The sequence below is a fragment of the Lysinibacillus sp. FSL R5-0849 genome (assembly GCF_038595075.1).
GTDB classification, from domain to species: domain Bacteria; phylum Bacillota; class Bacilli; order Bacillales_A; family Planococcaceae; genus Lysinibacillus; species Lysinibacillus fusiformis.
Map to the genome: position 1 here is coordinate 2889796 of NZ_CP152004.1, position 21042 is coordinate 2910837.

The 21042-nt window shown below is 37.4% G+C and carries 20 protein-coding genes; 4 read left to right on the top strand and 16 right to left on the bottom strand.

Annotation, left to right across the window (positions count from 1 at the left end):
• Window positions 1-20: 20 nt before the first annotated feature.
• The 7 genes from MKY80_RS14165 to MKY80_RS14195 all read right to left on the bottom strand — a co-directional run bounded on the left by MKY80_RS14165 (window position 21) and on the right by MKY80_RS14195 (window position 8723).
• Window positions 21-1025: a dipeptide ABC transporter ATP-binding protein gene (locus tag MKY80_RS14165; RefSeq protein ID WP_090002580.1), complete on the bottom strand. Its 1005-nt coding sequence runs from the start codon at window positions 1023-1025 to the stop codon at window positions 21-23.
• Window positions 1022-2017, bottom strand: coding sequence for an ABC transporter ATP-binding protein (locus MKY80_RS14170; RefSeq protein WP_089986285.1), 996 nt, complete (start codon window positions 2015-2017; stop codon window positions 1022-1024). Before MKY80_RS14170 ends, MKY80_RS14165 begins: the two co-directional genes overlap by 4 nt.
• Before the next feature lie 19 nt (window positions 2018-2036).
• Entirely contained in the window at window positions 2037-2951 is a 915-nt protein-coding gene (locus MKY80_RS14175; protein ID WP_008178216.1) for an ABC transporter permease, read from the bottom strand.
• A gap of 17 nt (window positions 2952-2968) precedes the next feature.
• Window positions 2969-3886 (bottom strand): ABC transporter permease, encoded by a 918-nt coding sequence (locus MKY80_RS14180; RefSeq protein ID WP_043990452.1) that lies wholly within the window; start codon window positions 3884-3886, stop codon window positions 2969-2971.
• 65 nt (window positions 3887-3951) lie between these two features.
• Window positions 3952-5550, bottom strand: coding sequence for an ABC transporter substrate-binding protein (locus tag MKY80_RS14185; protein WP_171365115.1), 1599 nt, complete (start codon window positions 5548-5550; stop codon window positions 3952-3954).
• Window positions 5551-5558: 8 nt separating this feature from the next.
• A complete protein-coding gene (locus MKY80_RS14190; RefSeq protein WP_239355191.1) occupies window positions 5559-7049 on the bottom strand; it encodes a M81 family metallopeptidase in 1491 nt (496 codons plus the stop codon).
• A gap of 297 nt (window positions 7050-7346) precedes the next feature.
• On the bottom strand, window positions 7347-8723 hold the full coding sequence (locus MKY80_RS14195; RefSeq protein WP_239355203.1) for a D-serine ammonia-lyase: 1377 nt from the start codon (window positions 8721-8723) through the stop codon (window positions 7347-7349).
• A gap of 152 nt (window positions 8724-8875) precedes the next feature.
• Here MKY80_RS14195 and MKY80_RS14200 point away from each other — a divergent pair, with 152 nt between their 5' ends.
• Window positions 8876-9421, top strand: a complete 546-nt coding sequence (locus MKY80_RS14200) for an XRE family transcriptional regulator (RefSeq protein ID WP_089986283.1) — start codon at window positions 8876-8878, stop codon at window positions 9419-9421.
• 610 nt (window positions 9422-10031) lie between these two features.
• On the opposite strand, the gene MKY80_RS14205 is transcribed toward MKY80_RS14200, so the two are convergent.
• Window positions 10032-11429 (bottom strand): PLP-dependent aminotransferase family protein, encoded by a 1398-nt coding sequence (locus tag MKY80_RS14205; RefSeq protein WP_342529875.1) that lies wholly within the window; start codon window positions 11427-11429, stop codon window positions 10032-10034.
• Between the two features lie 129 nt (window positions 11430-11558).
• Here MKY80_RS14205 and MKY80_RS14210 point away from each other — a divergent pair, with 129 nt between their 5' ends.
• Window positions 11559-12722, top strand: a complete 1164-nt coding sequence (locus MKY80_RS14210; RefSeq protein WP_342529878.1) for a PLP-dependent aminotransferase family protein — start codon at window positions 11559-11561, stop codon at window positions 12720-12722.
• 45 nt (window positions 12723-12767) lie between these two features.
• Here the strand turns inward: MKY80_RS14210 and MKY80_RS14215 are convergent, their stop codons facing one another.
• Window positions 12768-13322: an XRE family transcriptional regulator gene (locus MKY80_RS14215; protein ID WP_089986281.1), complete on the bottom strand. Its 555-nt coding sequence runs from the start codon at window positions 13320-13322 to the stop codon at window positions 12768-12770.
• 116 nt (window positions 13323-13438) lie between these two features.
• Here MKY80_RS14215 and MKY80_RS14220 point away from each other — a divergent pair, with 116 nt between their 5' ends.
• Window positions 13439-14026 (top strand): LysE family transporter, encoded by a 588-nt coding sequence (locus MKY80_RS14220; protein WP_239355192.1) that lies wholly within the window; start codon window positions 13439-13441, stop codon window positions 14024-14026.
• Window positions 14027-14069: 43 nt separating this feature from the next.
• Here MKY80_RS14220 and MKY80_RS14225 read toward each other — a convergent pair whose 3' ends face one another.
• The 5 genes from MKY80_RS14225 to bioD all read right to left on the bottom strand — a co-directional run bounded on the left by MKY80_RS14225 (window position 14070) and on the right by bioD (window position 18217).
• Window positions 14070-14192 carry a hypothetical protein gene (locus MKY80_RS14225; protein WP_008178200.1) on the bottom strand — a complete coding sequence of 41 codons (123 nt, stop codon included), beginning with the start codon at window positions 14190-14192 and terminating at the stop codon, window positions 14070-14072.
• A gap of 385 nt (window positions 14193-14577) precedes the next feature.
• Complete coding sequence (gene bioB / locus MKY80_RS14230) at window positions 14578-15573, bottom strand: biotin synthase BioB (protein ID WP_008178199.1); 996 nt, start codon at window positions 15571-15573, stop codon at window positions 14578-14580.
• Window positions 15570-16163 (bottom strand): biotin transporter BioY, encoded by a 594-nt coding sequence (locus MKY80_RS14235; protein WP_096365335.1) that lies wholly within the window; start codon window positions 16161-16163, stop codon window positions 15570-15572. The genes bioB and MKY80_RS14235 overlap by 4 nt, the downstream gene beginning before the upstream one ends.
• Complete coding sequence (gene bioA, locus MKY80_RS14240) at window positions 16156-17532, bottom strand: adenosylmethionine--8-amino-7-oxononanoate transaminase (RefSeq protein ID WP_239355193.1); 1377 nt, start codon at window positions 17530-17532, stop codon at window positions 16156-16158. The genes MKY80_RS14235 and bioA overlap by 8 nt, the downstream gene beginning before the upstream one ends.
• Entirely contained in the window at window positions 17513-18217 is a 705-nt protein-coding gene (gene bioD / locus MKY80_RS14245; protein WP_089986278.1) for a dethiobiotin synthase, read from the bottom strand. The genes bioA and bioD overlap by 20 nt, the downstream gene beginning before the upstream one ends.
• Window positions 18218-18480: 263 nt before the next feature.
• Between bioD and MKY80_RS14250 the strand changes: the two genes are divergently transcribed.
• A complete protein-coding gene (locus MKY80_RS14250) occupies window positions 18481-18945 on the top strand; it encodes a hypothetical protein (RefSeq protein ID WP_008178191.1) in 465 nt (154 codons plus the stop codon).
• Between the two features lie 47 nt (window positions 18946-18992).
• On the opposite strand, the gene MKY80_RS14255 is transcribed toward MKY80_RS14250, so the two are convergent.
• Window positions 18993-20033: a beta-carotene 15,15'-monooxygenase gene (locus tag MKY80_RS14255; RefSeq protein ID WP_239355194.1), complete on the bottom strand. Its 1041-nt coding sequence runs from the start codon at window positions 20031-20033 to the stop codon at window positions 18993-18995.
• A gap of 108 nt (window positions 20034-20141) precedes the next feature.
• Window positions 20142-21035, bottom strand: a complete 894-nt coding sequence (locus MKY80_RS14260; protein ID WP_239355195.1) for an AraC family transcriptional regulator — start codon at window positions 21033-21035, stop codon at window positions 20142-20144.
• Between the last annotated feature and the right edge of the window lie 7 nt (window positions 21036-21042).

Genomic DNA, 21042 nt, shown 5'->3' on the forward strand with positions numbered 1-21042 from the left:
ACCTTCCTTTTTATATAAAATTACTTTTGGTCTCTTACTTCCGTTCTTTCTGGTTCAAACAAGTGACAAGCTACAAAATGTCCCGGTTTAACTTCTATGTTTCGAGGTTTTTTTGTCCTACAAACCTCTATACACGCGAAGCACCGCGGATGGAAAGTACAACCAAGAGGAGGATTTACCGGATTTGGAACATCACCAGTTAAAATGATCCGGTCTTTTTTTTCACTTTCAGGATTTGGGACTGGAACAGAAGACATAAGGGATTTTGTATATGGGTGAAGCGGTTCAGCAAACAATTGATTTTTATCGGCAAACTCTACCATTCTCCCTAGATACATGACCCCAATTCTGTCACTAATGTGTTTTACAACACTTAAATCATGAGCAATAAAAATATAAGTTAGTCCTAATTCTTTTTGGAGGCTTTGAAAAAGGTTAAGTATTTGTGCCTGTACAGATACATCTAGGGCAGAAACTGGCTCATCTGCTACGATAAGTGACGGTCCAACCGCGATTGCTCGGGCGATACCAATTCTTTGTCTTTGCCCTCCACTAAATTCATGAGGATAACGATCTGCATGAAAAGCACCTAACCCCACCATTTGCAAAATCTCTATTACTTTCTGTCTTCTTTCTTTTTTAGTCGCCCCTATTCCATGTGTTAATAGTGCTTCTTCTAAAATAGAAGATATTCGTAGACGAGGATTTAAAGAAGCAAATGGATCTTGAAAAACAATTTGCATTTGTTTCCTGAGCTTTCTCAATTCCTGCTTGCTCAAGCTTAGAACATCTTTGCCTTCAAATAGGATGTTACCACTTGTTGGTTCAATTAATTTTAAAATACTTCTACCAGTTGTAGACTTGCCACAGCCGCTTTCTCCAACAATTCCTAATGTTTCTCCTTTAAATAGCTTGAAAGTAACGCCATCAACAGCTTTAACATAGTCTTTATTTTTTGAAAAAAAACGTTTATTGATTGGAAAATAGGTTTTTAGATTTTGAACTTCTAGCAATACTTCACTCATGCGAATGCCTCCTCCTTACTATATAGCCAACATCTAACAGAGTGTTCGTTATTCGTTTTTATGAGAGGTGGGTTGCTTTCAAAACATTTTAAATGAGCTTTGGTGCACCGAGAAAAGAAAGGACATCCTTTCGTTACTTCTCCGATATTAGGTACATTGCCTTCGATTGGTTTCAGCTTATCCTGTTCATCTTCAAGACTAGGAATAGAATTTAATAGACCAATAGTATAAGGATGTTGTGGATTTTTATAGATCGTTTTCACATGGGCTTCTTCAACAATTTGTCCATAATACATCACCATAACCCGATCAGCCATTTCTGCTACAACACCTAAATCATGCGTGATTAATAATATGGCTGTATCGTAGTTAGTTTTGAGATCATTCATTAAATCTAAAATCTGGGCTTGTATAGTTACATCTAATGCTGTTGTCGGCTCATCAGCAATTAATAGGCTAGGATTACACGCCATCGCCATTGCAATCATGATCCTTTGTCTCATTCCGCCAGAAAGTTGATGGGGATATTCGTTAACAATTTTTTCCGGACGTGGAATTCCAACCTTTTTTAATATATCTACCGTTTGCTTTTTTAACTCATCTCCTGAGGCATCTGTATGAAGCTTAAGAACCTCACTAATTTGCCTGCCAATTCTATGAACAGGATTTAAGGATGTCATAGGCTCCTGAAATATCATTGAAACGTCTTTCCCTCGAATCGAACGCATTTTCTTTTCAGATATTTGATTAAAATCCATATCTTTAAAAAGAATTTTCCCTTCAATTTCACCAACACCATTTGCTATTAATCTCATGATGGAAAGGGACGTAACGCTTTTTCCACATCCAGATTCTCCTACCAAAGCAAGTGTTTCACCTTTATTAATAGTAAAGTTCACCTGACTCACTGCATTGACAAAATCTTTCTTCCCCGTTTTAAATTTAATAGAAAGGTCTTCCACTCTCAGAAGCGCTTCATCTTTTATTCCCATATTTTTCACTCCCAAGCAGTTATTTTTGCCTTGGATCTAATGCGTCACGTAATCCATCACCTAGCAGATTAAAACCAAGGACGACTAACATAATGGCCATACCTGGGAAAAGGGACATCCACCAAGCCTGCCCTAAAAAAGCTTTCCCGACGTAAGCCATCGAACCCCATTCAGGAGTTGGAGGCTGAGCACCGAGCCCCAAGAAACTTAACGCTGCAGCTACTAGAATACTAGTTCCAAATTGTAAGCTGGATAAAACAATTACGGGTGATAAGACGTTTGGAAATACGTGCTTTACAATAATTTTAAAATCTGAAACTCCAAGGGCCTTAACTGCCTCTATATATTCTTTTTCTCTTATTGATAAAACCGATCCTCGAACTACCCTTACATACGAAGGTATTGCCGAAATTGCGACTGCGATCATCGCGTTCGTTAATCCGACCCCAAGTACAGCAATAATAGCGATGGCAAGAAGGAGTGAAGGAAAAGCCAGTAAAATATCCATAACCTGCATAATATAAATATCAAATTTACGATAATAGCCTGCTATCACTCCTAAAATGACACCGATAACACCTGCGATTAGCACTGCAACAAGCCCCATCATTAAGGAAACCCGACCACCATATAATATTCTTGAAAATATATCCCTCCCAAAATCATCTGTCCCTAAAAAATATTGTCCTCCTGGAGGTAAAAACCTTTGTTCGAAATTCATTACGTCAACTGGATGTGGAGCTATCCAAGGAGCAAGTAAGGAAATTGATACGAAGAACAATAAGATAAAGGCCCCACTAACAGCACTTTTGTTAGTTATTATTCTTTTCCCCACGACTGACCAGTAAGTTTTAGACTTTGCTTCAGAATCTTTATTGTGAGGCGGATTGAATTTAGTTTCTGAATCTGTAAGTTTAGGAGCTGAACTACTCAAAATACTTGCCTCCCTTTCTAATACTTAATACGAGGATCTATTAGACTGTAAACGAGATCCACGATCATATTAGTTATAATAAAAAGAAATGCCATAAATAGAACTAACCCTTGTACTGTTGGCAAATCCCTTTTAGTAATGGCTTCAATAGAAAAACTCCCTAACCCCGGTAGTGCAAATACCGTTTCTATGACTACTGCACCTGCTAATAGAAAACCAAACTGTAGACCAATTAAAGTAATAACTGGGATCATCGCATTTTGGAGGGCATGCTTAAAAATCATAGGAATCATGGCAAGTCCTTTAGCTTGAGCCGTTCTCATAAAATCTTGTTTAATAACTTCAAGCATGCTAGACCTCGTCATTCTTGCTATATTGCCAGCTGAGCCTAAACCCAGCGTTATAGATGGCAAAATTAACGAGTAAAACCCTTGATATCCAGAAATAGGGAAAATATTGAATTGGTAGGAAAACATCCAAATTAAGAATAATGCTATCCAAAAACCTGGTGCAGATATTCCTATTAAGGAAATCACCATAGCTAGTTGGTCAAAGATTGTGTTTTGTTTCACTGCTGCTAAAATACCCATTAAAATTCCAATGACGGCTCCAATGATTAAACTATAAAGTGCTAGTTGTACTGTAATTGGAAAGCGAGCCACAATCTCTTCACCCACTGTCAAACCCGTAATATAGGAAGTCCCTAAGTTCCCTTGCAACACATTTTTAATGTAATCAATGTATTGAATAAAAAGCGGTTGATCTAACCCTAAAGTCTTTTTCATTTCCACTATGGCCTCTTCTGAAGCAAAGTCTCCTAGAATATAAGTTACGGGATCACCCGGTATGAGATGCATCATTAAAAAGACTAAAATTGATACACCAATTAGAGTAATAACCATTGAAAGAGTTCGATTCAAAATATATTTAGACAAGTTTTAATCCCCCCTTTTAATAAGGCAGTTAGCGATGAGCGGTCCCTAACTTTACAGGTTAATTTTTATTTCGAAGTGATATCATTGAAAATAATTGATTGTGAGTAAGGATTTTGTTTAAATCCATTAATGTCACGGTAAGCGGTTACATTTTCACGTACAAATAACGGAACCCAAGGAGACTCTTCCACAAGAAATTGCTGTGCCTCCTCATAAATCTTCATCCGCTCTTCCATATCCATCGTTTGACGTGCTTTAGTGAGTAAATTGTGTAATTCTTCAGGTTCGTAATGCATTCTTAATGAACTTCCTTTTCCAAAAAGCATATATAAGATATCTGGATCTGACCATCCGTACGTATTTAGAATGGCATCATGTAATCCCTTTGGTGTGTTTGCACTAATGGATGCTGGCTCTTGAACAGAAATATTAACTACAATACCAATCTCTTTTAATTGGCCTTGAAGAATTTGAACAATTCTTTGCATAACTGGTTCATCAGATAACCATATTTCAAATGAGAAAGGCTTTCCGTCCTTCTCTACAATGCCATCTCCATTTGTATCCTTCCACCCAGCTTCTTCGAGTAACGATTTAGCTTTTTCCACATTTTGCGTGTATTTTTGTGCTGCCTCTCCTTCAACTTTCTCACTATATCCAGGGATGCTTTGAGGCAGTGGACCAAAAAGTGGTTTTGCATAACCTTCCAAAGCAAATTCTACGAGTGGATCCCGATTGATACCAAGTGCGATAGCTTGCCTAACACGTTTGTCTTGGAACATTGGTTTTTTATTATTGAAGCCTAAGTAAGTTATGCCTTGTTCGAACATACGATCAATTTTCACACCCTCTGTTGTTTCAAGGTCTTTAATATAATTCGGGGGCACATTAGTCATAATTTGCGTGGTACCTTTTTTAAATTCTAGTACCCTCGTATCGTCATCCGTAATGAATCGGAATTCATATTTATCAAAACCAGGTGCGCCCTTATTGTCTACAAATGGTGGGCCCCAATTATAATCCTCATTTTTCATATAAGTAATAGAAGATCCACGTACTCTTTCCTCAAATTTAAATATTCCTGAAGCTGAAGGATTTTTTCCAAAATCCTCACCGTAATCATCAAGTGCCTTAGGATCCATCGGTGCTAAATAGGCGGTAGTTAATCCACTGGCAAAAGGTGCAAAAGGCTCTGTGAAATAAATCATTAATTTTTGCCCATCAGCTTCCATTTTGTCCACTGGTCCAGCTAAAAACTTGACGGCAGAATACTCTAGGAACCTTTCAAATGACTTTTTAACCGCTTCAGCAGTAAGCGGTTCCCCAGAATGGAACGTGACATTTTCATCTAAATAAAAAGTCCAAATCTTACCGTCATCTGAAATATCATATTTTTCAGCAAGACCAGGTATTATATTTCCCTCCAGGTCTCTTTTTAACAATGTGTCATAAATATTAGCAGTTGAATTATCAACCCAAGTTGTTTTATGGACATCAATTGTATCCGGCTCACGAACAGAAGAGATGACTAATGTATTCTTTGATTTGCTATCGCCATTTCCAGAACTTTGTTCATTTGAATCTGGGGTACAGCCTGCTAAAATAACCATGATCATTACCATAACGATTAATTTAATTCCGCTGGTTTTCTTTTTCACCTTCATCCTCCCCTTTACTTAACTTTATCTTTCTGTAAAAATTCAACATCTTTTTTAAAAGGATAAACTTCTTTTGCAAGTCTTGAATGTTCAAAAGAAAACAGGTTAAAACTTGATAACCCAGGTGAGTCAACGGTAATGATTGTATGGGCTAAGGGTTCAAATCCGGCACGGAAATGCTGACTTGATTTTAAAGCGACAATTTTGTATGACCTAATATCAATCCCGTGTAATAAAAAGATTTGTTCATCCAGTGTTTGCGACCTTTTAGAACAAACAACAATATCAATATCGCCAACTACTAATCTTGCAGACTTACCATAATTTACTTTTGCACCTTTTCCCATTTGAGAAGACTGGATAAATCGGCCATCTGCTAGAGTTTTAACATAAGCAGTTACCTTGAGCGGTTTTCCATGTAAATCATCTGTTTTGCCACCTAGTAATACATCGATTGTTGCTCCTACTCCACTATTATGAGCGATATTCACTACTTCCGGGTCATAAATAAAACTGAAACAAGCATTTTCAAGATTTGCCTCTATCATGGCTGAAAGTAGATGAGTTCCATCACCTGGCGTACCCCCTCCAGGATTGTCTGAAGTTTCGTTAATGACAATTGGCTTTCCTTCTATTTTTAGTGCTCTTTTAATTCCTTCATCTGGATTAATAATGTCTGGAAAAAACATCTCTTTTGTATTCCAAATCTCCAAAGCGATTTCTTCTGCAGTTTGATCTGCAAGCTCCTGATCATTATTAGTGACGGTCACCACCGAAACTCCAACTTCAGGTATATTCGTGTAAGGAAAGCCATGAAAGAATGTGCAATCAATAATTTTTTCATTTACTTCATGTGCCCAGCACAGTTCATTGATATTTTTTGCTGGTGGTAAATTTGTAGTAGATGTAGGAATCATAAGTGGGAGTTTTTTTAGGCTCATTTTTGGTTGAAGCTCACCTGAAAGAATTTTTCGGGTAATATCGATTGCCTCGATTCCTCTTTCAAAACAATCAACATGTGGGTAAAAATTAACGCCCAATAGGACATCTGCTTCTTGAACCATCTGATCCGTTATATTTCCGTGTAGGTCTAGCGTGACGACAACAGGAATTTTATACCCGACAACTTCTCTAATAGCGGATAATATACCGCCTTCAAGATCATCAACGTCTTCCGCGACACCAGCACCATGAAGTGCAAGACAAATGGCATCATACTCTTTCACAGCTTTAATTGAATTCGTTAACTCCTGAAGAAGCACGTTGTAGGTTTCTTTTGTTATAACTCCAGAAGGCATGGCAAATGCTGAAAATAAAGGAATTATTTCTACTCCTGTTTCTTCAGCACGTTCCATCATTCCACCTAAGTAATCTCTTACTTTACGATGTTTCTGTAGGATCTCGTCGCCATGCATCCATTCCCATTCCTTAAACGACTCAACAGTTGTTTTCTCATTAGCAAACGTGTTTGTCTCATGTGCAATTTCGCCTATCAAGATTTTCATTATTTTACCCACCCTTTTTTGAAGTATTTACTTTAAAATAAAACAAAAATAAAGTAAATGTTTTATTTTTTTAATCATATTGATTTTGGGCAAAGTTGTCAATACAGTTATTTATTTTTTCTAAAATTTCAGAATTTATAGATACATGTACCTGTTCAGCCAGCGCTATCATCAAAACAGGACAACAATCTACCGACTCTTGTCCAAATAAATCTAAAAAAAGCAACTGGACATAGCGATCGCCATGTTCAGTTGCAAAAAATTGCTTATTTATATAGAAAAGGCCCAGCACTTTTTTTATCGAGAAACTATGTCTGATCCATCAATTTTGTTTTCTAGCGCCAACTTCAAACCTTTTTGATAATATTGATTCATGATATCTTCCGGAACCATGCTCCCCCCAGTTCCCCAAATAATATGTGTACTGTTTTTCATTAATTGTTCTGTTAAATGAAGCTTGCTTAAATAATCAGTGCCCTCTTTATATAATTTTATTGGTCCTAACATACCAGCTAGTGCTGATGGTTCTAAATAAATGCCTTCAGTATCGACAAGGTCCTTAAGTAACCTATACAATTGTTCATCGCTAACAGTAAAATTACCACTTAAAAAAGGTTTTATAGTCTTACCAACAAATCCAGAGGGTCTTCCTACAGCAAGTCCATCTGCCTCTGTTACATTATCAATGCCAATCTCTTGCACAGAAACCTGATCATGCAGTCCTGTCATTAAACCGAGTAGCATACAAGGAGAGTGAGTAGGTTCAGCAAAGAAACAGTGAACATTATCTTCAAACAATAGCTTCAAGCCAAAAGCTATCCCCCCTGGACCGCCACCTACACCGCATGGAAGGTAAACCATTAAAGGATGGTGTTTATCTATCATTATATTCAGATCATCTAATTGTTTTTTTAAGCGTGACGCAGCTACTGCATAGCCTAAAAATAAATCATGTGAATTTTCATCATCCACAAAATAGCATGTTGGGTCCTTTTCTGCCTGAATTCGACCTTCTTCTACTGCTTTACTATAATCAGCTTCATATTCAATAACAGTGACATGACTATTTCTGAGCAAGTCCTTTTTCCATTGCTTAGCATCTGCTGACATGTGAACCGTCACATTAAAGCCTAATTTTGAGCTTATAATACCAATACTCAGTCCTAGATTCCCAGTTGAGCCTACTGCAATAGAATAGTGTGAGAAGAAAGATCGGAACTTCTCACTAGCCAAAATTGAATAATCATCATCGACCGTTAACAAATTATGTTGAATAGCCAAATTCTCTGCATGTTTGAGAATTTCATAAATCCCCCCTCTAGCTTTGATAGATCCAGAAATAGGAAGATGACTATCACATTTCAGTAATAAATCACCTAAAATTGGCTGCTGAAAAGTATTCTGTAATGATTGCTTCATGGCAGGAACATCCACTAGAGGAGATTCAATCATTCCCGCTGTTCCTTCCGTTTCAGGAAAAACCTTCGCTATATATGGAGCGAAGCGTACCAACCTTTCCTCCGCATCCCTTACATCCGCTTCGTTCAGAGGGGATTTTTTAATTCCTGATTGGAAAATCTCCATATTCGGATTTATCCAAAATACTTCCTCCATTACTGTAAGCTTATCGAATATTGGATATTGTTCTTTCCATATTTGTTTATCTTTTTTCATCATCTAGCTGATTCCCCCATTTTTCTTGTAGTAGTTCTAGTTATAAAATATAATTAAATAATATTTAATAAAGTTTAACACATTTGCTGTTTCCGTTAAATAAAATTTAATAATGTTAAATAATTTTTAATTCATACGATAGGAGTTTCAAAATGGAGAATATTGATATTGGGAAGAAAGTTGAGAAATACAGAAAAATGAAGGATTTGACTAATAGAGAATTAGCAGCTTTAGCTGGCATTACCCCTTCCATGTTAAGCCAAATTGAACGGGGTCTAGCGAATCCATCCATTCAAACATTAAAAGTCTTAGCAAAAACTTTAGATGTTCCAACATTTAGCTTTTTTATGGAAGAAACAAACACTGAGGCTTTAATAGTGAGATCCAATAAACGTAAGAAAATGATTGTAGATAACTTGTCCTATGAGTTATTATCACCCGATTTCACAGGTAATTTGGCGTCAGCCATTTTGACCGTTCCACCCTATACGTCTTCTTCAGAGAAACTTTTGGATCATAGAGGCGAGGAAATAGCAGTTATTATAGAAGGAAGCATAAAAATTTATTTGGGTGAGGAAGAATATCTTTTAGAAGTTGGTGATAGTGTGAAAATACCAGCAAATTTGAAGCATAAATGGGAAAATAATTCTAATACAGTGGCAGTTGTATTATTTTCTGTTACTCCTCCTATTTTTTAAAACATTAAAAGAGATATGTATGAATACGAACAAAAAATATTTTTGTCTCACCTAAACAAATTTGAATATAGAAGGAGTTAGCATGGTAAGTTCAATTAGTGAAATCACCAAAAAAATTATATGGAGGTTTGTGAGTTAACAAGTAATAAAAATGGCAACTTACATTGTACGAAGAATTTATATGTAGTAATGCTGTATCTTTAACGGAATCTGTGTATTCTTCAAATATGCATCCTATGTCCCCTTATAATGATGAGGTTTTAATAAGTTTCTTTATGTATGAGCAAATCGAAAAAATTATATACATCTTATGGGTTTACGTTTACTAGGAAATTAAACACTTTTACAGGGGACATGACAACTCATGAATATTATTATAGGCTAGATTTATAAGTTTGACTGTCAATACATAAACGAGTCTGTAGACAAACTTAACATTTTAAGAGTTTGTCTACGGACTTTTATGTTTTTCCTCATGGATAGTCATAGTTATGTAATGCCTAGCGCACTTAACATTTTAGGTTTCCTACAATTGCAATAGACTTGCCCACCTAAGAATCACGCACTCTTCATTAATATCTCTATACCTCTTCGTATGACTTAAAGACGATTAATCAACAAATGTATAGTCACCATTACTTTCGAGAATATCCTTTAAGATGATTAATGCTTGCTCCAACTGATACTCTGGAGCTGCTATAGCCATACGCACAGCATTCACTGGCTTTGCATTGCCGACTGCGAAGCGTTCTGCAGCATAGACCTGTACACCCGCTTTTGAGGCCAACAATTCAAATTGTACGCCTGTAAATTTGTCTGGCAATAGGAGCCATCTGAAAATACATTCCTCGTCACCTAAAATGTGATACTCTGCTAAATAATGATTAACAAGTGCATTTTGTTGTTTTGCATATGCTCGATGTTTTTCCAATATGGTTTGAGCAACTCCTTCATGTATCAATCTTGCTGCAAGCTCTAGCATAATTGGAGAGACTGATATATTGATATTATAGAGAGTTTCCATTATTTTTTTACGAAATGCAGGAGGTGTGACGATAAAGGATAGTCGCAGCCCTGGTGAGATTGTTTTCGACAGACTAGCAATATAGATCACTTTTTCTGGTGCATAGGAAGCAATCGGAGCATATGGATTTTCCTTAAGAAAGCTATAAATTGCATCCTCAATGACAAGCAAATTTCTCTGTCTTGCTACTTCTGCGATCATTTTTCTTGTTTCTACCGACATCGTATGTGTAGTTGGATTATGAAAATCAGGGATGACATAAATGCCTTTAATATGTTCATTTTTACAAGCATACAGCAGTCCTTCTTTTGTCATCTCACCCTGGCATTGTTGTATAGCGACAAGCTGAATACCTAGCATATTGGCAGCAGTTTTCACCCCAGCGTAAGTAATAGGATCTGTCCCAATTCGATCGCCTGGCTGGAATAATGCCGCAAGTGTTCCAACAATGGCATTTTGTCCACCAGCTCCAAGCAAAATGGGCTGATCTGTTTGAAAATTTACCAATTCGAAGAGCTTGAGCACGGCCTCATTTTGCCAAGCGTTACCCTCAGGTCGCCCATATTGAAATAGTTTAGGAAAGCTAGGTTCACCTACCATTTTTTTTATATAACGAGTAATGTCCTCATTGACAAAGTTATCTGGTAGTACGGAGCCCATTTCAATGATCGGTGTCGTACGGTTTGATGGTAATAAAATTTTATTGCTAGCTGCATCCGTTGAAACAAATGTGCCACTACCAATCGAGGCATATATTAATCCCTTTTGTCCACAGAGCTTAAATGCACGTGTAATCGTGCTTAAATTCACATCTAAAAAATCTGCTAATTCGCGTTGCGGTGGCAATTTTGTTCCTGGCGTTAGCCTTCCTTCTTTAATGTCTAGCTCTAGCTGTTGTGCAATGGCTATATATAATGGAGCCGTGCTATTACTAATATCTGGCTTCCAACTCATAGGATACGCATCAAATGAATTAATAGGCATTCGCAAAGCGCCTTCTTTCTATTAATTTGCATACAATAGTTTAATTGTCTTGCATACAATGATAATATTGTATGCAACCGATGACAATGATATAATTTTTAAAAAATCAGAAAAAAAGGACCGATCATTATGCAATATTCTGAAAGAATCTTAAATACTCCATCCTCATTTATTCGAAATATTTTGAAAGTGACAGATGCAGAGGATGTCATTTCCTTTGCAGGTGGGCTTCCAAACCCAATCTCTTTCCCAATTGATGCATTAAGAGCATCAGTAGATCAAGCTATCACAAAAAATGGTAGCCGTCTATTTCAATATTCTTCAACTCAAGGTTATGCACCATTACGTGAGTACATTGCTGCGAAGTATCAACGTGTCTACGGGCTTGATATCCATGCTGACGACGTCTTTATTACAACAGGTTCACAGCAAGCACTTGAATTAATTGGTAAAGTACTTATTAATAAGGGCGATGGCATTATTATCGAAGAGCCTGGTTACTTAGGGGCTATTCAAGCCTTTACATTAGCTGAACCAACCTTTCATGGGGTAACACTAGAAAACGATGGTCTTAATCTGGAAGAATTAGAGCAAGCCCTACAACAACCAAATGTAAAATTTATTTACACAGTTCCAAACTTCCAAAATCCAACGGGTCTCACATACTCGAAAGAAAAGCGTGAGCAAATATACGAATTGGTTGCCAAGTATGATGTTGCTTTAATTGAGGATGATCCTTATGGGGAGCTACGTTTCCAAGGCGAGCCACTTCCTTATATCGGCGCTGGTAAATTAGAAAATAGTATTTTACTAGGTTCTTTCTCTAAGACGGTCACACCTGGCATGCGTCTTGGTTTTATCATTACAAAAAATAAAGAGCTTTTACAGCATATCGAAACAGCTAAGCAAGCTTCTGATCTTCATACGAATATTTTCTCGCAATATGTTATCTATGATTATTTAGCAAGTAATGATTACACGGAGCATGTTAATAAAATAATTAGCTTATATAAAAATCAATCAGAAGCGATGCTAGATGCGATGCAAGAGTTTTTCCCTGCCCATGTTGAGTACACACGACCTGAGGGAGGCATGTTCATTTGGGCAACAATGAAGGATGGTACGTCAGCCCTTGATGTATTCCATAAAGCGATGGAACAAAAGGTTGCCTTCGTGCCGGGTGATCCATTCTATACATCGAAAACGAACGTGAATACAATGCGCTTAAACTATACAAATGCAACACCTGAAGTAATCCGCGAGGGTATTAAACGTTTAGCAAGTATACTGTAAAAAAATGAAACCGTATAAACGCTTTGAAGGCGTTTATACGGTTTATTAATGTGGATAGTATATGGTCATGCTGAGACGTGTTAAAGTCTTCCCAGGGTTGATATATGTGTGGGGGCGATCAGCTTTAAAACGGATGGCATCACCGCTTGCTAATCGATAGTCCTTACTTTGTATTCGAATGATTAATTCCCCATCAAAAACGGTTAAATATTCCTCCGTTCCTTCTCTATGTGCCTCAGCGTGTAATGTTCCATTCTCCTTTATCTCGATACTATAAATTTCAAAGCGGCTATCCTTTTGAAAAGGAAAATGAGGGTAGACGATATATTTCCCGTTATCTTCCTCTAATGCATGAATGTCATTGCCTAAGATGAGCTCTATCTCTGCTTGCGGTTGATGAATAAGCTCTGTGAAAGAAACTTTTAACCCATTAGCTATTTTCCAAATGGTAGTTAATGTTGGGCTCGACTCCCCTCTTTCTATTTGTCCAATCATGGCTTTACTAACCCCGCTTAGTTGCGATACCTTCTCTAGGCTTAATTTCTCTCTCTCACGAATAGCCTTTAAATTTCGAGCAAAAATCAGTTGAATATCATCCATATTTAATCTCCTTTTAAATATATACAATATAACGCACGTTATGTATAATAAAACAAACAACGTTATAATGTCTGTTTCGGACATTATAACATACAAATTGAAAGTGGTGATGGTCCTTGCCTATATTTTCCTTTTTAGTTTTTATCACGATTACAAGCTTCACTCCTGGCCCTAACAACTTTATGGCCATGGTATTTGCCAAACAGTATGGCTTATCAAAAACGTTGCCCTTCTGTTTTGGTGTGGGAATTGGATTTTTTATCATTATTGCTCTGAGCAGCTTTTTCAACATCGTCATGCTAAATATTTTACCGACCATTAAATTACCCTTAACCATTTTTGGTGTTGGCTATATGCTATACTTAGCCTTTAAAATTGTGACAAGCAAAGAACAGGAGGAAAGCAACAACGTAGAAGAAAGACGGAACTTATTTTTTATAGGAACCTTCTTACAATTTATCAATCCAAAAGGAATACTATTTGGGATTACCGTAGTTGCTACCTACATCCTTCCTTATAATTCTTCCTACATAAGCTATCTACTATTCTCCCTCTTTTTAGGCTTCATTGGGATCATTAGTACATTTAGTTGGGCATTATGTGGGTCTGTTTTCCAAAAGGTATTGCAGCAGCATCGACAATTGTTTAATATCATCATGGCTTTATTACTTGTGTATAGTGCCTTTTCAATTGTTGTTCATTAAAAAAACAGCCCTCAACTGTCGAGGGCTGTAGAAAAAAGAACTTTTATTTTGTATATGTTAAAACCGCATTTTTTTTGAATTTCGCCAAAGCCTCTGTTGCCTCATTTTTGTTTGCATACTCAAAAATTCGAACATCCTTTTTATCAAATACTGTAATAACCCACATGTAAAAAGCTCCCTTCTCTTATTTTTTGTACTATAACAATCACTAAAATTTGTGAGACTACTCGTCAACTGTTTTACAACAATTCCTTACTTGATTCTTATTTTACGCTGAATTTATGAAAAAGAAAGCTTTATGTGAAGGTCTTCACAAACTGTTCAATTTCAAACCGCTTTCATTGAACAATTTGTGAATTTCTTTATTTTTTAGGTATAAAACCGGTTTGAGATGTTAGGTTTATCCGTCATTTTTCACTCACTATCCATTGCATTACGGCTTTTATCCGTAGATTCTTTCTATTGATCTATCATCATTACAACTGTATCCATCTTAAGCAAAAAACCGTACGAGTGCACGGTTCTCTTTAGTAGATTTTATTTCTAAAGCCCTAACAAAATGCTGCCTCTTGCTTTTGCGTTAATTCAATCTCAAAGCCTAAATCCTCCAACATACGATAATCACTATTAGCTTCCTGGCCTGCAGTTGTTAAATAATCCCCAACAAATATACTATTCGCTGCATAAAGGCCCAGTGGCTGTAGAGAGCCGAGATTGATTTCACGGCCACCCGAAATTCGAATTTCCTTTGTTGGATTGATGTAACGGAATAATGCCAAGACCTTTAAACAATAACGTGGATTTAAGTCCCTTGTCCCTTCCAGCTTTGTGCCGTCAATCGCATTTAAAAAGTTAACAGGAATCGAATCTGCATCTAATTGATGGAGGGCACGCGCAATATTGACGACATCCTCCCGAGTTTCCTTCATCCCAATAATGGCGCCCGAGCAAGGGGAGATACCATGTTTTTTAACAATCTCTACCGTATTGACACGATCCTCATACGTATGTGAAGTCGTAATGAAGGAATGGTGACGCTCAGAGGTATTTAAATTATGGTTGTAGCGATCCACCCCCGCCTCCTTTAATTGCTGTGCCTGTTCTTCTTTTAGCAAGCCAAGACAGGCACAAACCTTCAAGCCATATTTTTCTTTAATTTCAGCAACTGCCTCGCTTACGACATTGACGTCCTTCCTTGTCGGCCCACGACCACTTGCCACAATACAATACGTTCCAATCTTATTGTCAAATGCTCGTTTCGCACCAGCCAAGATTTCCTCTTTCGTAATAAAAGGATATTTTTCAATAGGTGCTGTTGATTTAGAGGATTGAGAACAATAGCCACAATCCTCTGGGCAGTAGCCGCTTTTAGCATTCATAATCATATTCAGCTTTACTTTTTTACCATAATAATGCCGACGAATAGCAAAGGCACCATCCATCAATTGTAATAGCTCATCATCCTTACTATTTAAAATAGCAAGTGCCTCCTCATTGCTAATGATTTTGCCATCAATTACTTCCTGTGCTACCTGTAAAAAATTCATATCATCGTCTCCCCTTCCCCTTGAGAAATACTTTCTCTTCTAGCTGAATGAAATACTTTATACAATTTCTCTGCTAATAAGCCGGCTGAAATAGCTAAGCCAAAATCAGCAATGATACTGCTTACAAAGCCAACAACAAAAACATGTGACCAGCTTGTTTTCAAATCTAACCAGAAGTTTAAAGCTATATATAAATATGGAACAGCTATAGCATATACAATGAAAAGCCCCAAAATGGTCGCCCCAATAAAATGCTTTTTCGTTGGCTTTTCAATTCTCTCAACAATCATTCCAATCACATAGGCGGCAATAGCAAAGCCAATAAGATAGCCAAATGTGGGCTGTAATACATAAGTAATGCCTCCGCCCTGAGTAAAAACAGGTAGCCCTACTAAGCCAACACCGATATAAACAAGCTGACTATATAATCCATTGCGACTACCTAGTAAACATCCTGCTAAAAAAACGAAAACAATTTGTAAAGTAAACGGGACAATCGGTAATGGAATTTTAATAAACGCCCCGATCGCCGTTAATGCAGCGAACATGGCAATCATGACTAATGCTAATGTAGAATAACGTTTAATCAACCTCCTCCCCCCTATCTTTGAAAAATTGTTCAATCGTTTCTTTCGTTGTATTCATCATGAACGTCATTTCTTCATTTGAAATGATATAAGGTGGCATAAAATACAAAATATTGCCAAGAGGTCGTATGAGTAGACCTTTTACTAGTGCTTGTTGATAAATTTGGTAACCAATTCGTTCTTCACTGGCAAATGGCTCCTTCGTCTGACGGTCTGCAACAAGTTCTATAGCCCCCACTAAACCAACTTGTCTGTACTCACCCACATAAGGCATATCATCAAATGCTGCCATTGCTAGCTCTCGCATTTGTTGCCCCTTGCGTTGAATCATGTCCATTATTTGCTCTTCTTCAAATATTGTTAATACTTCCAGCGCCACACGACATGCCAATGTATTACCAGAGTAGCTATGAGAATGTAAAAATGCTTTCATTGTCCCATATTCATCATAAAATGCGTTATACACTTCATTACTTGTGAGGACAGCGGATAATGGTAAATAGCCGCCTGTTATGCCTTTGGATAAACACATAAAATCAGGTGTGATATTCGCCTGCTCACAGGCAAACATTGTCCCTGTACGACCGAATCCAACAGCTATTTCATCAGCAATTAGATGAACATCGTATTGTGAGCATAATGCTCGAAGCCGTTTTAAATAAATGGGTGGATACATTTTCATCCCTGCTGCTGCCTGAATAAGTGGTTCTATAATAACTGCCGCGATTTCCTCATGATGCACCTTGAGCTGTTCTTCTACGAATTGACTGCATGGTGCGTCACAGCTTTCTGGTACTTTCTGAAACGGGCAACGGAAACAATCCGGCCCCTGGGCACGTACAGTATCCAATAAAAGTGGCTCAAATACTTCATTGTACAGTCCTACCCCTCCTACAGATAAAGCACCAATGGTTTCACCATGATACGCATCTGTAAACGCTAGAAATCTAGTCTTTGTTTGTTTTCCAGTTTGCATATGGTATTGAAAGCTCATCTTCAATGCCACTTCAACGGCAGAAGAGCCGTTATCCGCAAGAAACACTTTATGTAAACCAGGTGGTGCTAAAGCGACTAGTTTTTCAGCTAACCGAATAGCCGGCTCATGTGTAAAATTAGCAAAAATCGTATGCTCCAACGTAAAGGCTTGATGACTTAAGGCTTGACTGATCCGCGGATTGGCATGTCCAAATAAATTTACCCACCATGAGGAAACTGCGTCCAAATAGCGTTTATCATGCTCATCATAAAGCCACACACCTTGTCCTTTTTTTATGACGATTGGCGGAAATGCTTCGTAATCTTTCATTTGCGAGCACGGATGCCAAATATGCTGTAAATCTCTAGCTTGTAAGTCAGTTATTTCTCGTATCATTTCCATAAAGCCTTTCAAATAATGTTGTGTGTGTAATGTTGATATTCACTAGCTGTGAAATGTCCTGAAGACGTGGAATAACCGCATAGGGCAAAGGGTGATACTGTAAAATCGTTTTTATATTGTCCTGTTCCATCATACTGCCCGTGTCACCATTAAAAACAATGCCAAGAACATCAATCTGGCGTGATTGCAATGCCTCCATCGTTAACAAGGTGTGATTGATGGTCCCAAGGGATGTCCTAGTAACAAGCACTACTGGCAATTTGCTACTCACAATGACATCGAGCAGTGTGATGCTTTGTTGAACATCTAAAGGCACAAACAATCCACCTGCTCCCTCAGCTATAACGACATCGTAGGATTCTTGTAAGCATTGAATACGCTGTAAAAGATTTTCTACATCAATTTGCTGTCCCTCCAGTTGAGCAGCAAAATGAGGCGATGCGGCTTCCTTAAACGAATAGCCATTCATATGCTCTTTATTTAAAGCTTGCAAGGAATACTTCTCATACATAGCCGTATCAGCATAATAGCTATGCAAATTGTCGTATACCTCTCCTGTTTGCACAGGCTTAAAAGGTGTAATTTTCAACCCCAGCCTTTGCAATTGACACATCAACAATGTGGTGACAATCGTCTTACCAACATCTGTATCAGTACCGACAACCCAAAAATGTTGCATTGTTAACCTCCCCCTCTTTTTAAGTTAACCTAAGACACTTTAAAAGTTAACACATTTATTTTCTTTTTGTAAATGCCTATTCTTTAATTTCTCAGAAACTTGTACAAAAATAACAAAATCTTGTCATAGCTCCTTGAAAAGTTAGACCTTTCAAGGAATGCACCAACTTAATATGTTTTTTCATAAAATAAAGTAGGAGATACTTCTTAAATGAAAGGAGTTTTATCTAGCTGTGTAGTATTACACTATATGGGGGTGGTTGTATGTTTGGGATTTTTAAAGACGCAGAGAAAAGCATTGATACATATGAACAAGTGCATACAATTTTAAAATCATTGCTTACCTATGAACTAAGAGAATTACCGACTCGCTATGAATTTTGGTATCGTGTAGCTATTCGCCAGGAGGAGTGTCGTAGTCTTCAGTCGGAACATCGTGCAAAAATTTCGATGACCTCTGCAGTAGGACGTTTTCATCAAAAACAATATGAGGCGATGACCAAGAAACTAGCCAAACTGGAGCGCCTGGCTGATATCTATAAATTATTTTGTTTGGAGGAAGAACGAGCGAATCTAAACCATCGACTATCCTTCCATCAAGAAGACATTGCCGCACTATACGATCACATTCAGCATAAAGAGCTTTATACGTATTGCGACTCGGTTCAACTGCAATTTTGGGAAGCCATCCGCGATGATATTTTACAAGCAATCGCAGACCTTGATTAAATAAAAAAAGCCAACGTTTTTATTCAAAACGTTGGCGATACATATATTTAGGCAAAATGCTTTGACATTTTTAGTTGAAGCATTTGTTTAAATTCTTGTGACTGATCAACTTTAATCGCTACTTGATGATAGCTTTTTTTAATGCCTAACATAAAGGTCACTTCCACTGGCTCTTTCATTTTTAAAATAACGTGCGGATAAGCTTCACCAAAATCACGTGCCACGAAATCTATCGTATCCTTTGATAATTTTCCTTCTAACTGTACCTTATCCTCTACGATCTCTTCAATTTTATTAAAGTCGATTTCTGTACGCTTCATTAAACCTAGCGAAATATATATTGTCTCGTCTGTTACGTATACAGGATTTAATCGAACTGCCTGCATATCTGCGATAAAAAAGATGACTGAATACACATTAAAAATGAGCAAAATAATGGAAAGGATCATAGACTTCTCATGTAGCCACCAGTGAATGCCAATTGTTTCAATCACAATACCGTGGATAATCATCAGTTGAACAGCGATATAGCTTGAATTTTTATGCAAAGTGAAACCGGGTCGTTCTTGTCGCTTCCAGCTAGCAAATCCATAATAAAGGACAAGTAAATCGGAACAAACCATTTGAATGACAGGATGCTGCGGTATTTGTTTTTCCACAGCTTTTGAAAATGAAAATAAATCTGGTAATGAACTGGCGCGTACATCGGCAAGAACCCTTGGCAAATAGCGTACAAGGGTAGCAATGAGAAAAATTTCCAATACGATCATCATGCCTTCAATGGCAAAGCCTGCCCACGTGACTGCGACAAAAGGCTGAAGATGCTCTATCGGAATGATAAAACGTGCGGCAAGACAGCCAATTGCGGCTAATAAAATGGCTTGCTTTAATGAAAACTTCCCTTTATAAAGCATCCATAATACAGGTATGATGACTACTAAATCAATAAGGGAACCTAGGACAACTCCATTTGTTTCAATTGGCAAGATGGAAGAACCAAGCCCCGTATTATAAAGCGTATAATTGCTGACTAACACGATGAATAAAAAGGCTAGCCATATATGCTGCTTTTTCCTTAAAACCATCATTCTAACGCCCCCCACATACTATTAATTTCACTTTATTGTAAATGGTGAATCATGTATAGATTACAGGCATAAATAATCATATTTTTTCCATTTACGTTCAAGATTTTTTCACAATTTAATATTTTGCAGGAATTTCTTGCGATAAACATGTGGTGAATAGCCTGTATATTCTTTAAACTTCTCAATATAATAGCTGACTGTACTAAAGCCTGTATTGGCAGCTATAATCGTGACGGTTTGCTCGTCATCCCTCAATAATTCAATACTTTTGCGCAGTCGATATTGTAATAAATAAGTAAATGGTGTCCATCCAATTATTTTCTTAAAATAACGACTACACTCAGCCCTACTTACATACACATGCTTCGCTAAATCCTCTAACGTTATTTTTTGCTGATAGTGCGTATGTAAAAAATTCAGCATCACTTTAGCCCGTTCTTGTTGCACAATGACCGAGGGGTCTATAATCTCTTCAGTTAGCAAAGATTGGGTTAACATCAATTCCCAAATGTATAGCAGCTCTCTCCATACTTTTAGTTGATAAAAGGCATCTTGCTCTCGCAAAATATCAGCCATACATGCCACTTTTTGTGATAGCTCCTTTGTAAGCTTGACGTATGGCAGTCGCTGATTCGTTAAATAAGGTAGAACATAATTAGTTATAAAAATACTGCCTTCATGTCCACCGATGATTATAGGATCTACATTTATACAGTAAACAATAGCCTGCTCCATTTGAAATGGCTTTGCCTCATGTAATTGTGAGGCGTTGATGAATAGCCCTTCCCCCTCCTCTAAAACTATAACATTCGCTCCTATCCGATACTTAGCACGTCCACTTTTGAGATATACAAATTGAATTTCTTTATGCCAATGAAGCGGTAGAAAATCCATACTATCCATGCTCATTGTTGTTTCATACAAGGCAACTGGAAATTCTTTCGATCCATGCAATGTTAGCTCTTGTAAATCTTTCGCAACTTTTATATGTGTTAAAGGCATTCTCATC

Coding starts and splice junctions, on each gene's coding strand:
- MKY80_RS14165 (WP_090002580.1), bottom strand. CDS start 1,025: ATGAGTGAAGTATTGCTAGAAGTTCAAAATCTAAAAACCTATTTTCCA.
- MKY80_RS14170 (WP_089986285.1), bottom strand. CDS start 2,017: ATGGGAATAAAAGATGAAGCGCTTCTGAGAGTGGAAGACCTTTCTATT.
- MKY80_RS14185 (WP_171365115.1), bottom strand. CDS start 5,550: ATGAAGGTGAAAAAGAAAACCAGCGGAATTAAATTAATCGTTATGGTA.
- MKY80_RS14190 (WP_239355191.1), bottom strand. CDS start 7,049: ATGAAAATCTTGATAGGCGAAATTGCACATGAGACAAACACGTTTGCT.
- MKY80_RS14195 (WP_239355203.1), bottom strand. CDS start 8,723: ATGAAAAAAGATAAACAAATATGGAAAGAACAATATCCAATATTCGAT.
- MKY80_RS14200 (WP_089986283.1), top strand. CDS start 8,876: ATGGAGAATATTGATATTGGGAAGAAAGTTGAGAAATACAGAAAAATG.
- MKY80_RS14205 (WP_342529875.1), bottom strand. CDS start 11,429: ATGCCTATTAATTCATTTGATGCGTATCCTATGAGTTGGAAGCCAGAT.
- MKY80_RS14210 (WP_342529878.1), top strand. CDS start 11,559: ATGCAATATTCTGAAAGAATCTTAAATACTCCATCCTCATTTATTCGA.
- MKY80_RS14215 (WP_089986281.1), bottom strand. CDS start 13,322: ATGGATGATATTCAACTGATTTTTGCTCGAAATTTAAAGGCTATTCGT.
- MKY80_RS14225 (WP_008178200.1), bottom strand. CDS start 14,192: ATGTGGGTTATTACAGTATTTGATAAAAAGGATGTTCGAATTTTTGAG.
- bioB (WP_008178199.1), bottom strand. CDS start 15,573: ATGAATTTTTTACAGGTAGCACAGGAAGTAATTGATGGCAAAATCATT.
- bioA (WP_239355193.1), bottom strand. CDS start 17,532: ATGATACGAGAAATAACTGACTTACAAGCTAGAGATTTACAGCATATT.
- bioD (WP_089986278.1), bottom strand. CDS start 18,217: ATGCAACATTTTTGGGTTGTCGGTACTGATACAGATGTTGGTAAGACG.
- MKY80_RS14250 (WP_008178191.1), top strand. CDS start 18,481: ATGTTTGGGATTTTTAAAGACGCAGAGAAAAGCATTGATACATATGAA.
- MKY80_RS14255 (WP_239355194.1), bottom strand. CDS start 20,033: ATGATGGTTTTAAGGAAAAAGCAGCATATATGGCTAGCCTTTTTATTC.
- MKY80_RS14260 (WP_239355195.1), bottom strand. CDS start 21,035: ATGCCTTTAACACATATAAAAGTTGCGAAAGATTTACAAGAGCTAACA.